We start from the raw sequence: 12,614 nt of genomic DNA on the forward strand, positions 1-12,614 counted from the left end.
AGCATCAATCCACCGTCCCATGGTGCGCTCCCAAAAATCAAAAGCGCAGCATGCCTGAATTAAAACGACAATTGAGGTGGAACGGCTGAGCCCTTACGTTTTTTCTACATCCGGTGAGCCCAAGCGATTCATGCTTGGGCTTTTTCTTATGTAAAGCGGCGTGCTATTTCAAAAAATGGTAATAAATAGGCTGTTGGCATATTTTGTAACAAAACATTCATCTCCCACTGTTACCTTACAGCCTCACACGAAACCATTGAGTTTGTATGATCCGCCACAGCAGCAATGAGCGCGCTTGCGCCGAACTCGCCGATATCATTCAACAGCAGCAACTGAGCGCCGTCTTTCAACCGATTGCGGCACTCAATCAAGCCAGCGCCTATGGTTTTGAAGGTTTGATTCGTGGCCCTAGCGATCATCCTTTACACGCCCCACAGCAATTATTTCAAGCAGCCGCGCAGAACCAATGCCTTGCCCAATTAGATTGGGCCTGCCATCAAGTGATTATTCAAGCGTTTATCGAACAGCAACTCCCCGGCAAATTGTTTCTCAATGTCTGCCCACTGAGCCTGATGCAAGACGCATTTCGCGCGCAAGCAATGCTCGATTTACTGCAAGCTGTGGGTTTAGATCCTCACCGAGTGGTTATCGAGCTGACTGAAACGCAAGCCACCAGCGATTACGCGCGCTTAGCCCAAGCGTTGCAACACTATCGAGAAATGGGGTTTCAAATTGCGCTGGATGATTTGGGCGAAGGTTATTCGAGTTTACGGCTGTGGTCTGAACTCAAGCCAGACTTTGTCAAGATTGATAAATACTTTATTCAAGGCATTAGCCAAGATCGACAAAAGCGCCAATTTGTACGCTCAATCCAACACATTGCCCTCAGCACCGGCTGCAATGTGATTGCAGAAGGCATTGAAAATCATGCTGAATTGGCAGTCATTGAGCGCTTAGGCATTCATTTAATCCAAGGATTTTTAATTGGCCGTCCCGAAATACAGCCCAATCCGTTGCTCGATATGCCCAAACACCGCACCGAACAGCCAGTCTACATCGGCCAAAGCAGTACTCACGCCGGTGCTTTGCTCCAAATCGTTCCTAGTGCCTGTCAAACCGATAGCAACGAAGCCGTTTGGCGACGTCTAACCCAGCAAGCCGATCTAAGCGCGATTCCGGTGGTCGACAACGAGCGTCCGATTGGACTAATCAAACGCAATGATTTATTAGAGTTATTTTCACGGCCATTTAGCCGCGAACTCTTTGGCGCACGCAGTTGTAGCACCCAAATGGATCGCCACCCCTTAATTATTGAGCAAGCCACCAGTCTGACTGAGCTGGCCCGTTTACTCACTTGTAGCGAGCGCAGTGATCTTAACGATGGTTTTATCATTACCGAGCAGGGACGTTATTTAGGGATGGGCACTGGCCGCGACTTGATCCGCGCAATGACTGAATTACAAATTAGTGCTGCGCGCCACGCCAACCCGTTAACCGGCTTACCCGGGAATGCCCCCATTCAAAACACCATCAGCCAATATCTACAAACTGAATGCAACTTCACCGTGGTGTACGTCGATCTGGATCACTTCAAGCCTTATAACGACGTTTATGGCTACGCTCGAGGTGATGAGCTGCTGCAGCTGTGCGGGCAACTGTTACAAAGTAGCGTCGATTCTCAGCTGGATTTTGTCGGGCACGTCGGTGGGGATGACTTTATTTTGTTATTGCGATCACCGAATTGGCGCTCGCATTGCGAGCAAATACTCAGTGATTTTCAACAACAATTAGCGCCATTTTTTAAACCCGCACACTGGCAAGCGCAAAGCTATTTGGCGCACAATCGCCACAATAAATTGCAATTACACCCGCTGGTTTCGATGTCTTTAGGCGCAGTAGAAATAGTCGCCAGCGAGTATCAAAGCCACCATGAAGTGGCGAACCATGCATCGAGCGCCAAACATATGGCCAAAATGCAAAGCGGGCATAGCCTATATATTGCCCCGCTAAGTAGGGGTATTTAACTGAAGGCCTTGCTCCATAAGGGCTAGATTAAAATACTCACGACGCGTTCAAATCATCGTTCGCTTCAATTTGCGACAGATCCCAATCTAAAGCCAAATCTTGTTGAGCCAAGACCAATAAAGGCTGTAGATTTTTAAGTAAGGCGCGCAGATGTGGACGCAATTCGTCCGTCATCCCTTTATGCAGCATCACCAAGGCCTCGGCGATCAGCGGCGTGTGCGGCATACTCTGGCGTTCGGGCATAAACACTTGGTTTGCCATCGGCGTAGCGTATAAACGATCTTGCGCGATGTGTAATATGCGCTCGCATGAATGCGCCTCATCGTGCCAAGAATTGGCAACGGCAATACTCGCGGTCACTCGCAATAATTGTTCACGATAATTAATGCGGGCATTGGCGACTCGATGTCGCAAACGCTCGGCGACAATTTTCGCTTCAGTCAATGGCGTGGCTGGGGAAATAATCGCAAACAGTGCCCCTGTTAAATGCGCCAAGGTGTCTTCTTTGCGCAAAGTGCTTTCGAGTAATTTGGCCAACATGCCTAACATTTGCCCGCACACGCGCTCGCCGAGTTTGTCGGTTAACATTTGAAAATGATTCACCTCCAATAACAATAAGCTCACTTGGCTATTGTGCCGAAGCGCAAAAGCTAAGGCTTGTTCCAATTGCAAATTCAATAAATAAGAACTGGCGACGCCGGTTAACTCATCACTCGTAGCGTGCACTTGCATCGCACGTGCGGCGGCCAATTCGCGCCGTGTCGCGGCCAATTCAAGATTGGCCTGAACCCGCGCCAGCATTTCGGTGCGATCCGTCGATTTGGTGATAAAGTCATTGGCGCCACATTCCACACAGCGCAGTTTGGTCGCCTCATCTTCTTCGCCCGAGATAATGATCACCGGCAAATAATGCAAACGCGCATCACCCGAGCTGCGCACGCGCGCCAGTAAACCCAAGCCATCGAGCTCAGGCATGGTTAAATCTGAAATCAACAAATTAATCATCGGCTCAGCCAGCAACAGCTTCCAGCCCGCCTCGCCATCGGCGGCCTCAAATAAATCAAAATGCACGCTTAAATGCTTACGCACCGTCGCACGAACGATACGAGAATCATCCACAATCAAGATTTGAGGTCGTGGATTTAATTCTTCACTTTCAATCATTGTCAATTCCACCTCATCCAACGCAGGCTTTAGCCTAGCACATGCAATTAAACGACGAGAGGCCGAAATAAGGCGGGATAAATCGGTCTACAACGATTCAATTGTCATGTAAGCTATCAGCTTACTCGCCTGCATCTAGGATGTGATCATGTCCAAGACTTATCGTTTACAGCTCAGTGTCTCTCCTGTCACCCGCCGTGAAGCCGACTATACGCTTGGTGCGATTCAACGCGCTTGGTGCACGCCGTCATGGGCCAATAAGCAATCGCTAGGTAATGAGATTTTATTGCTAGAAGTACGTCACGAGGCAGAAATCAAGGTTGGAGAAAGTGCCGATTGGTTTATAGAGCGCATCGCTGCGGCCATTTGGCAAGAAACCGGCCGCTTTGTGCGAATAGCCATTGATCTGGTCGCTGATGAAGCCGCTGATGGGCAATTTATTATCTTAGATGAAGCCGCGTATTGGCGAATTATGCAAAATTTTCGCCTCTCATCGCCGCGCTTTCACGCTTGAAATAGCGCCGCGTCTCGCTTTAAAACCGACGCCTCGCCGATTGACAGGCACAAAAAAACCCGTTTACACGGGTTTTTTGCTTTAGAACCTGTTACTTACAAAGCTTAGGCAGCAGCCATTGCTTTGATCGCAGCAGACAAACGGCTCTTATGACGAGCTGCTTTGTTCTTATGGTAGATCTTTTTGTCAGCCAAGCTGTCGATGGTGCTAACAGATGCTTGGTAAACAGCTGTAGCAGCCGCTTTGTCGCCAGCCGCGATCGCTTTCAATACTTTTTTAACTGCAGTACGGAATTCTGAACGTTGAGCGCCGTTGTGTAGACGTGCAACTTCAGCTTGACGAGCGCGTTTGCGTGCTTGTGCGGTATTTGCCATGGTAATTCTCCAAAGGTATAAACGGGTCTACTGCTTCGCCGGAGACACGGACTTTCGGCAGCACACACACCCTAGAAAGGGGGCAATTTTATGCCTTCTTCACGGCAAGTGCAAGTAGGCGTTATCATGCGCGCTATCAGGGACGGAAAAATAACAATGAATCTACTCAAAGCACTGGCCGCGGTCAGCTCGATGACCTTGGTTTCACGCGTGCTCGGCTTTGCCCGTGACGCGATTATGGCGACTATTTTTGGCGCTGGCGCCATGATGGATGCGTGGGTGGTTGCCTTTCGCTTGCCGAATTTATTGCGACGTATCTTCGCCGAAGGCGCATTCTCACAAGCGTTTGTGCCAATACTGGCCGATAAAAAAACCCGCGAAGGCGATGAAGCGGCCAAAATCTTTATCGCGCATGTGGCCGGTTTGTTAACTTTAATTTTAGCGGTGATCACCTTAATCGGGATTTTGGCAGCGCCATGGATTATTTGGAGTACCGCCAATGGTTTAACCAATAATCCCAATCAATTTGCCGTTACCACCGATTTATTGCGCATTACTTTTCCTTATATCTTGCTGATTTCATTGTCATCACTCGCCGGCGCGGTGCTCAATACTTGGAATCACTTTTCTGTGCCGGCCTTTACGCCAACGCTGCTCAATATTTCATTTATTATTTTTGCACTATTTTTAGCGCCCTATTTTAATCCGCCGATTATGGCGCTCGCTTGGGCCTTGTTGGTGGGCGGCGTTGCTCAGCTGGCGTATCAACTGCCTTATCTCAAAAAAATTGGCATGCTAGTTCGCCCGCGCTTGGATTTTAAAGACCCCGGTGTTTGGCGCGTGGTTAAGCAAATGGGTCCGGCGATTTTGGGGGTTTCGGTCAGCCAGATTTCTCAAATTATCAATCAAAGTTTGGCGTCATTGCTGGTCGTGGGTTCGATGTCGTGGATTTACTACGCCGATCGCTTAATGGAGCTACCTACTGGCTTATTGGGCGTGGCGCTCGGGACGATTTTATTGCCGTCGCTGTCTAAAACCTTGGCCAATAACGACACCGTAGAATATTCCAAACTACTCGATTGGGGCTTGCGATTGGCGCTGTTGCTGGCGCTCCCCTCGGCGGTCGCCTTGGCGGTGATTGCCGAGCCGCTGACGATTTCATTATTTCAATACGGCAAATTTACGGCCCATGATGCGCAGATGACGCAATTGGCATTAATGGCTTACGCAGTGGGCATTCCTGGTTTGATTTTGATTAAGCCCTTAGCGCCGGCATTTTATGCGCGTAAAAATATTAAAACGCCAGTCAAGATTGCGGTGTTTTCTTTAATTGTGACCCAAGGCTTAAACCTGATTTTAGTGCCCTATTTGCAACACGCTGGCCTCGCGTTATCGATTAGTTTGGCGGCCATCGCCAACGCAGGTTTGCTGTATTACCAGTTAAGAAAACAAGATTTGTATCAGCCTGAAACGGGTTGGTTGGGCTTTTTGATTAAACTGATTGTTGCGGTCAGCTTAATGGCATTGGCTTTATTTGGCGTGATGCAAATCATGCCGGAATGGGCGCAGGGCAATATGCCGTCGCGATTGCTACGCCTCTCAGGCTTAGTCATCGTTGGCATCGCGGTGTATTTTGCCGTGCTGGGTTTACTGGGATTTAGACCACGGCAATTCTCTCGCCGTAGCGTTTAAACTGCAAGGTAGGTATTTGCTGCAAGGCTTTTATATTAAAGCGCTGCAAGCAAATACCCTCTTGCTTATGCTGATATTCAGATTGAGTGCTGTGCCGCGCGCGTCGCTCTGGCACTTAAAACCGCCACACCGAATCCAAACAGCAGCGGACTGATTACGCCGAACTCACTGGCGTCGATAAATAAGCCTCAATCGCCACCGCATCAATTTGCTCCGCTTGCATAAATTGTTTGGCGTATTTCAAATACACACCCGACGTTAAAAACAATTGAAATAGCTCACGATCAATATGCTGATTTTCCACCATGCTCTGCATAATGCGGATCGCTTCCGAGAGTAATTTACCTTTTTTATACGGTCGATCCACCGCCGTGAGCGCTTCAAAAATATCGGCAATCGCCATCATTCGCGCCAATGGGCTCATTTGCTGTTGTGTGAGTTTACGTGGATAACCGGTGCCATCCATTTTTTCATGATGACCACCGGCAATTTCGGGCACTTGCTGCAAATGCCGAGGGAAAGGCAGTTTTTCTAACATAATGATGGTTTGCACAATGTGCTCGTTGATTTTATAGCGTTCTTCTTCGCTTAAAGTGCCCCGCGCTACTGATAGATTATAAATTTCACCTCGGTTATATAAGAGCTCAGGCACCTTGAGCTGAAAGCCCCAAGGGTTAATCGCTGGCATTTGCTCGCGCGGCGAGCGGGTAAATTGATGCTCGACTTTATCGGCCAATAACGACTCAAAAACCGGCAGTTCCGCGGCTGGCTCACGCGCTTTACGGCTATTTTCTTCATGCGAAATACCGATTCTATCGTCCAAAGTACGTAGCCATTGGCGCTGGGCAATGGCATTTAATCGCACAATTTTATCCTCGGCCATAAACTCACCGCCCTGATTACACTGCGCGATAAAGGCAAAGTCATCGTCAAGCTGCGCCAATGCTTGGGCCAATTGCATGGCCGATTGCTGCGGATCTGCTCCCTCGATTTGGGCTTGTAGCGCCTGAATTTGCGCGTCGCGCTTTAAGACTTCAAAGCGCATCCGCACTTCATGCAATCGATCGTAGAGCGTTTCTAATTTAGTGGCTTTATCCACCACGTATTCTGGCGTCGTCACTTTACCGCAATCGTGCAGCCAGCACGCAATATGCAAAGCTTCGCGCTCGGTTTCAGTTAAATTGAAATCCGCATATGGACCGATCGTCGTTTGACATGCCGCATTCGCGAGCATTTTGGTCAGTTCAGGAACCCGCTGGCAATGACCGCCGGTATATGGACTTTTGGCATCAATGGCACCGGCGAGTAATTGAATAAAGGCTTCTAGTAATACTTTTTGCTCTTCAATTAAGCGCTGCGTATTGAGCGCCACTGCCGCAGTGCCCGACAAAGCCGTGACAAAAGACAAGCGCTTGGCCGTGATGGCTTCTTCGGCGGTGAGCAATAAAGCCAACACGCCCAGCAGTTGCCCCGATTTATCCTTTAAGGGCAGGCCGACGAGTTGATAGGCGGCGGGCTCAGCGATCACAAAATTAAAATAAAGCTGCACCTGTTCAGGCGTCAGCAATATTGAACTGACTTGTTGCTGCAATAGTTGCAACACCGGATGCGTCTGATCGGCCTCCAGTTTAAGGGTGGCCAATTCGCCAAAGGCTTCACGAATTTGATCGTTATTTTGTGCTTGTACTACTTCGAGCGTGCCTTGCTTGGGCTCAGCTAAATATAAAATGCCACAAGGGGCTAAAGCCGCTTTTCGCATCTCGCTGACAATCAATACCAATAAACGCTGAAAGTTCGTTTCTGCCGCGAGCGCATTGGATAAATGTAAAAAGTCTTCAATCGTCCCCTTCATTTGATCCATCGATTTAGCCAGCGCAATAATTTCGGTAATTCGTGCTTCAACCTGAATGGGCTCACTAAAATCAAAGCGCGCAATTCTTTGAGCTTCGCTATTGAGTTGGATTAATGGTCGCGATGCCATTCGTGCCAGCCATAAAGCCAAACTCACCCCCAGCACTAAAAGCAGCGCAGAAATGACTAAAGCACGATTACGAATTTCAATCGCTGGCCCGAGTAATTCAGAATGCGGCGATGCCAACCATAATTGCAGTGATGCGCCACCGAGTACCGCAATGGATTTAGCCGACACCGCCCATTGCTCACCTTGAGTCGTCATCGTGATGCTTGTTCCGGCTGCAAGCGGTAAATCTTTTAATTGATTTAACCAATCTCCTTTTAATTCTGCCAGTAATGGCAGGCGCAATTGACCCTGTTCAGTGCGCTGCATATTGGGCAGACCATCTTGCATTAACATCACGCCCGTATCGGCCGTCATGAGTAAAAATTTTGATCCCGGTGTTTCTTGATAATAAGAAAGCACGGCTTCAATCGTTTCTAAACGAACATCAACGCCAACCACGGCCGATTGTTGATTGGCCGCCATCGAAATGGTCACCCCAGCTTTATCGGTCGTATAAAAAACATAGGGCAAACTACTTTGTACACCAACGTGGGATTGCGCGGCTTTAAACCAAGTGCGCGAACGCGGGTCAAATTGATAATCAGGTTTAATTCTATTTTCAATTAAATGCGCGTTTTGATCAAAAAATAGATAACGCCCAATTAAATGACCATTAATCACTTCAATACTTTGAGCAATCCAAGCGGTATTTTTAGGCGGATTAAAACGTTGAATCAGCGCCGCCTCATTACGCCAAGGCCGCAATAAAAAAAAATCGCCATTGGGATAGCCCACATACACCGCAGCTAAAGTGGGCCGCGTGCGCAATGCGGTCAATAAATACGGCATACTGTCCAGCCGTTGCTCGAGCGTTGTTGCACGCACAATCCGTTGATCGGCCATCAGTTCTGCGGTCACTGCCGCATTGCGATAGAGATTATCCAAATGATCGGTGGCCACTTTCGCAAAATTGTTCACTCGATTTTGCGCGTTCAACATTAATATTTTTTCTGTTGAATTTTGAAAAAACCAAGTTGTTACCCCAGCAAATAACACCATTAGTCCCACAAAAAAATAGCCCAGATGCAAATGAAATGGGATATGTTTCGATTTTTGTAACTGCGAGCGCATACCAGCAAGTCCTTTTGTTTTGTTCTTTCTACAAAATTAAAACGAATGAAATTATAAATATCATATTAATACTGATCTCGAAAGAAAATCGAAATTAATCCCGTAAAGCCTGCAGCGCCACTGGCCAGAGTCATGCTAAAATCACTTTTAAATTGATAGTAATTTAAGGCAAAACTGGCCTTTTCTCTTTATTTGAATGGAGCACTGCATGTCGTCCTCGATTTTTGCCGCCGTTGAAATGGCGCCACGCGATCCGATTTTGGGTCTAAATGAATCTTTTAACGCCGATACCCGTGACTTTAAAGTCAACCTAGGGGTCGGCGTTTATTTTAATGACGAAGGCAAAATTCCTTTATTGGCGGCAGTAAAAGCGGCAGAGAAAGCGCGCCTTGAAACGCAACCACCACGCGGCTATCAGGCGATTGAAGGCAATCCAGCCTACAACGCTGGCGTGCAAAATTTGTTGTTTGGCTTGGACAGCGAATTAACCGCTGCAGGCCGTGTTGTCACGGCACAAGCGCTCGGCGGCACCGGCGCACTGCGCATTGGTGGTGATTTCTTATATCGCCTCAATCCTAATGCCACCGTGTACATCAGTAATCCAAGCTGGGAAAACCACCGCGCCATTTTTGAAGCGGCCGGCTTTAAAGTGGCTGACTATCCTTACTATGATGCGGCAACGCGTGGCGTTGATTTTGTTGCAATGAAAGCCAATCTACTCACCTTGCAACCGGGCTCAGTCATTATCTTGCATGCTTGCTGCCACAACCCAACGGGCGCGGACTTGTCAGATGCGCAATGGGCAGAAGTGGTTGAGGTGTGTCGTGAACGCGGCTTAGTGCCCTTCTTGGATATGGCTTACCAAGGTTTTGCTGAAGGCATTGCTGAAGATTCAGTCGCAGTTAATGCATTTGCCGCATCGGGTCTGCAATTTTTGATTTCGAGCTCGTTCTCAAAAAGCTTCTCTTTGTATGGTGAACGTGTTGGCGCGCTGTCGGTTATCACCGCCAGCAAAGAAGAATCTAGCCGCGTGCTCTCGCAACTCAAACGCGTGATTCGCACCAACTATTCAAATCCACCGATCCACGGCGGTGCAGTGGTTGCTGCGGTATTGGCCAGTCCAGAGTTGCGGGCAATGTGGGAAGAAGAACTTGGCGGCATGCGCGTGCGTATTCGCAGCATGCGCTCAGGCTTGGTTGAAAAGCTCGCCGCTCGTGGTGTGGCGCAAGATTTTAGCTTTGTTACAGCGCAGCGCGGTATGTTTTCATATACCGGTTTAACGGCCGATCAAGTTGAAAAGCTCCAAACTGAATACGGTATCTATGCCGTATCGACGGGCCGGATCTGCTTGGCCGCATTGAATAATAAAAATATCGACTATGTTGCAGATGCAATTGCCAAAGTGCTCTAATAACTGCGCTTAGCCATCAAAAAGCCCACGCAACTGCGTGGGCTTTTTTGCTGCTCTGCTCAATTAATGCGCTGCTGATGGCTGCTCTGCGGCGACTTTCTTACCTTTTTTCAAGCATTCCCGCCAATTGGCTGCCGTAGCGCCGGCACTTCCTTCGACCAAGCAATCACCTGCCTTGAGGCGTAAATAATTTTCACTTTGCTGATCGACGCTACTTTCAGCATGATTCGCTTCCGTTTTAACCGCCGTACTACCTTCGCCATTGGGTTTTAATTCCTGTCGACGCGTCGTGCGCTCTTGCTCGGCCAGTTTGTCTTCTAGCTCGGTAATATGGTCTTTTTTAGCACGCAGCTCGACTTTGAGCTCGGTAATGTCGTGCTCTAATTCCGTACGTTTTTCCAGAGAACCCGATAGTGCATCTTTTAATTTTTCAATCTGGGTGAGATAAAAATTCTTTTCGAAGTTTTTTTTCGCCATCCCAAGGGCAATGCCAATCATTAAAAAGATCAGCACTAAAAAAAAACCACTCAAACCGAAAATAATTAAACGATAGCGCGAGAAAAAGCTGACAGGATGAGGTGGCGCTTCAGTCTCAGGTAAGTCAATGGCATGCTCTTCAGCAGACATCTCTACATCCTTCTTGATATGAGGGGTAATAGAGACAGCATAATCGTGAAAAAGCACAAAGGGGAAGAAAATTAATGCAATAAAAAAGGGCTAGCTTTTCAGCTAACCCTTTTAATTTGGCTCCTCGACCTGGGCTCGAACCAGGGACACACGGATTAACAGTCCGTTGCTCTACCAACTGAGCTATCGAGGAATTGATCGGTAAGATCAAAACTTGCAGTGCTATTTACAGGAAATAAACACAGAATTCTTGGCTCCTCGACCTGGGCTCGAACCAGGGACACACGGATTAACAGTCCGTTGCTCTACCAACTGAGCTATCGAGGAATTGGTATGGGGCGTATAATAGACACTCTCGACTGTTTAGTCAAGAACATCCTAATAAAATAATCGATAAAATGATGACTAGCACCAAAAATTTCCTCATCGGCAGCACGATTTTGCTTAGCATTGCCGCGTCCTTACCGCTGATTATGCCCTACGGAGTTTTCAAAAACAGTTTAGAAACAAAGCTCTCCCAAATGAACGGCGGGAAGACGCAAATTGCACAGATCGAATTTAGTTATCAACCTAAGCCAGTCTTTATTTTACGCGATGTGGTGATCGAGCGGCCTGAGACCGCCAAAATTGCAGAGATTATTATTCCAGTCACGAGCTACAATATTTTAAATTGGGGTCAGTCGATGCGAAATGTATTGATTCGCAACGCCGTTTTATCGCGCTCCTTTGCGCTTGATTTGCCAAATCGAATCAAAACGGACCAGCGCAATGGCTTTAAAATCGATCGACTGGCGCTAGAGAACGTCTCGATCAAACTGGATCGCCGCACGGTAGGACCCATCGATGGTGAGTTACGCTTTAATGCCAATGGCAATATCGAAGACCTCGTTATTCGTGGCGATCAAAACCGCGTAGAAATTCAAGTCCACCCCACAGAACCGGGGCAATTCAAAGTACAATTTAACGCCAGAAACTGGGAGCTGCCTTTAGGTCAACCAGTTAAATTTGAATTTCTTAAACTCATCGGCACCGCCGATGTCAATGGCTGGCGCATTTCAGATATTCGCGCGGATCTGTATGGCGGCCTTGTCACCGGCTCAGCACAACTGAACTGGCAATCGAACTGGCAACTCACCGGACAAATTTTTGCCACGAATATCTCCGTCGAGCCACTAATGAGTTTATATAGTCCGATTACACGCAGCACCGGTCGCATGAATGCCGATGCCCGCTTTAAATATCAAGGTGCAACGGAACAACAATTGTTTAAACAAGCGCAAATCCAAGGCCGCTTTCTTATTCAAGATGGTACTTTGCATAACTTTGATTTGATCACGCCACTTAAATCGCAAAACCCAACGATATTACGGCGTGGCGGGCAAACCAGTTTTAGTAGTTTTTCAGGGGGTATTGCCCTCAACGACAATACTGTTGTGCTACACAACCTAATACTCCAGTCGGGTAAATTTCAGGCCCGTGGCGATTTACGCATTTCACAACAAAAAATGAGCGGATCGATCAACACTCAACTCGCAGCAGGCGCAATGATGGCCAATAATCAGCTCAGTATTTCCGGCCTATTGGCTGCGCCTGAATTGAATAGTCGTGGTGCGCTACGCCCCAATCATGAAGAACGAACGCCCATCATCGACACCGAAGCGCTTAAATCCGAAAACTAATCACTCAATATCAATGGACGATACGGCCTAGCAAGCC

At 47.9% G+C, this 12,614-nt stretch carries 9 protein-coding genes and 2 tRNA genes; 5 read left to right on the forward strand and 6 right to left on the reverse strand.

What is annotated here, in order from left to right; genetic code table 11:
- Positions 1-266: 266 nt before the first annotated feature.
- The gene (locus LG219_RS12250) at positions 267-2,024 is read left to right on the forward strand and encodes an EAL domain-containing protein (protein ID WP_226764772.1); all 1,758 of its coding nucleotides are present in this window, start codon (positions 267-269) and stop codon (positions 2,022-2,024) included.
- Between the two features lie 37 nt (positions 2,025-2,061).
- Here the strand turns inward: LG219_RS12250 and LG219_RS12255 are convergent, their stop codons facing one another.
- Positions 2,062-3,189 (reverse strand): diguanylate cyclase domain-containing protein, encoded by a 1,128-nt coding sequence (locus LG219_RS12255; protein ID WP_226764773.1) that lies wholly within the window; start codon positions 3,187-3,189, stop codon positions 2,062-2,064.
- A gap of 148 nt (positions 3,190-3,337) precedes the next feature.
- Between LG219_RS12255 and LG219_RS12260 the strand changes: the two genes are divergently transcribed.
- On the forward strand, positions 3,338-3,703 hold the full coding sequence (locus LG219_RS12260; protein WP_226764774.1) for a hypothetical protein: 366 nt from the start codon (positions 3,338-3,340) through the stop codon (positions 3,701-3,703).
- Positions 3,704-3,807: 104 nt separating this feature from the next.
- Here the strand turns inward: LG219_RS12260 and rpsT are convergent, their stop codons facing one another.
- Positions 3,808-4,077, reverse strand: a complete 270-nt coding sequence (rpsT, locus tag LG219_RS12265; protein WP_226764775.1) for a 30S ribosomal protein S20 — start codon at positions 4,075-4,077, stop codon at positions 3,808-3,810.
- Between the two features lie 156 nt (positions 4,078-4,233).
- On the opposite strand from rpsT, the gene murJ reads away from it, so the two are divergent.
- Positions 4,234-5,769 carry a murein biosynthesis integral membrane protein MurJ gene (gene murJ / locus LG219_RS12270; RefSeq protein WP_226764776.1) on the forward strand — a complete coding sequence of 512 codons (1,536 nt, stop codon included), beginning with the start codon at positions 4,234-4,236 and terminating at the stop codon, positions 5,767-5,769.
- Between the two features lie 154 nt (positions 5,770-5,923).
- Here the strand turns inward: murJ and LG219_RS12275 are convergent, their stop codons facing one another.
- Complete coding sequence (locus LG219_RS12275; RefSeq protein WP_226764777.1) at positions 5,924-8,860, reverse strand: HD domain-containing phosphohydrolase; 2,937 nt, start codon at positions 8,858-8,860, stop codon at positions 5,924-5,926.
- 208 nt (positions 8,861-9,068) lie between these two features.
- Between LG219_RS12275 and LG219_RS12280 the strand changes: the two genes are divergently transcribed.
- Complete coding sequence (locus tag LG219_RS12280; protein ID WP_226764778.1) at positions 9,069-10,271, forward strand: amino acid aminotransferase; 1,203 nt, start codon at positions 9,069-9,071, stop codon at positions 10,269-10,271.
- Positions 10,272-10,334: 63 nt separating this feature from the next.
- Here LG219_RS12280 and LG219_RS12285 read toward each other — a convergent pair whose 3' ends face one another.
- The 3 genes from LG219_RS12285 to LG219_RS12295 all read right to left on the reverse strand — a co-directional run bounded on the left by LG219_RS12285 (position 10,335) and on the right by LG219_RS12295 (position 11,225).
- Complete coding sequence (locus LG219_RS12285) at positions 10,335-10,898, reverse strand: hypothetical protein (protein ID WP_226764779.1); 564 nt, start codon at positions 10,896-10,898, stop codon at positions 10,335-10,337.
- A 117-nt stretch (positions 10,899-11,015) separates the two neighbouring features.
- A tRNA-Asn gene (locus LG219_RS12290) sits at positions 11,016-11,091 on the reverse strand.
- 58 nt (positions 11,092-11,149) lie between these two features.
- Positions 11,150-11,225 (reverse strand) — tRNA-Asn (locus tag LG219_RS12295).
- Positions 11,226-11,299: 74 nt separating this feature from the next.
- On the opposite strand from LG219_RS12295, the gene LG219_RS12300 reads away from it, so the two are divergent.
- Complete coding sequence (locus LG219_RS12300; protein WP_226764780.1) at positions 11,300-12,577, forward strand: AsmA family protein; 1,278 nt, start codon at positions 11,300-11,302, stop codon at positions 12,575-12,577.
- The last annotated feature ends 37 nt before the right edge of the window (positions 12,578-12,614 follow it).

The sequence above is a fragment of the Deefgea salmonis genome (assembly GCF_020531905.1).
In the GTDB taxonomy this organism is placed as follows: domain Bacteria; phylum Pseudomonadota; class Gammaproteobacteria; order Burkholderiales; family Chitinibacteraceae; genus Deefgea; species Deefgea salmonis.

Excerpts from the sequence above, each read along its gene's own strand:
- rpsT (WP_226764775.1), bottom strand. The coding sequence starts at position 4,077 with ATGGCAAATACCGCACAAGCACGCAAACGCGCTCGTCAAGCTGAAGTT.
- murJ (WP_226764776.1), top strand. The coding sequence starts at position 4,234 with ATGAATCTACTCAAAGCACTGGCCGCGGTCAGCTCGATGACCTTGGTT.
- LG219_RS12275 (WP_226764777.1), bottom strand. The coding sequence starts at position 8,860 with ATGCGCTCGCAGTTACAAAAATCGAAACATATCCCATTTCATTTGCAT.
- LG219_RS12250 (WP_226764772.1), top strand. The coding sequence starts at position 267 with ATGATCCGCCACAGCAGCAATGAGCGCGCTTGCGCCGAACTCGCCGAT.
- LG219_RS12280 (WP_226764778.1), top strand. The coding sequence starts at position 9,069 with ATGTCGTCCTCGATTTTTGCCGCCGTTGAAATGGCGCCACGCGATCCG.
- LG219_RS12300 (WP_226764780.1), top strand. The coding sequence starts at position 11,300 with ATGACTAGCACCAAAAATTTCCTCATCGGCAGCACGATTTTGCTTAGC.
- LG219_RS12255 (WP_226764773.1), bottom strand. The coding sequence starts at position 3,189 with ATGATTGAAAGTGAAGAATTAAATCCACGACCTCAAATCTTGATTGTG.
- LG219_RS12260 (WP_226764774.1), top strand. The coding sequence starts at position 3,338 with ATGTCCAAGACTTATCGTTTACAGCTCAGTGTCTCTCCTGTCACCCGC.
- LG219_RS12285 (WP_226764779.1), bottom strand. The coding sequence starts at position 10,898 with ATGTCTGCTGAAGAGCATGCCATTGACTTACCTGAGACTGAAGCGCCA.